The organism is Mesorhizobium sp. M5C.F.Cr.IN.023.01.1.1 (assembly GCF_003997585.1).
GTDB lineage: Bacteria > Pseudomonadota > Alphaproteobacteria > Rhizobiales > Rhizobiaceae > Mesorhizobium > Mesorhizobium wenxiniae.
In genome coordinates, this window is the sequence record NZ_RZSU01000264.1 from 1 (window position 1) to 382 (window position 382).

A 382-nucleotide genomic window follows, 5' to 3' on the forward strand; every position below is an offset into this window, starting at 1 on the left:
GAGGGAATGCTATGCGTGCAATCGCGTTTTTCGCTACCGTGTCCGTTGCGATCTTAGTCACGAGCCAATCTCAGGCACAGGATGCCGCCGCGGGTGAGAAGGTCTTCGCCAAATGCAAGGCCTGCCACGTCGTCGACGAGGACAAGAACAAGATCGGTCCGTCGTTGAGCGGCGTTATCGGCCGGACGGCCGGCACGCATCCGGGGTTCAAATACTCCAAACCCATGACCGAGGCGGGTAAATCCGGCGTCAAATGGGATGACGCCACGCTGACGGCCTACCTTCGCGACCCGAAGGCTATGATCAAAGGTACGAAGATGGCGTTTCCCGGCCTCAAGAAGGATGAGGACCTCGCCAACGTCATCGCCTATCTGAAACAATT

The 382-nt window shown here is 57.9% G+C and carries 1 protein-coding gene; it reads left to right on the plus strand.

Translation table 11 applies throughout. The features are described 5' to 3' along the window. Positions 1–11 precede the first annotated feature (11 nt). A partial coding sequence (locus EOA78_RS35685) for a cytochrome c family protein (protein ID WP_164784128.1) occupies positions 12–382 on the plus strand: 371 nt, incomplete at its 3' end.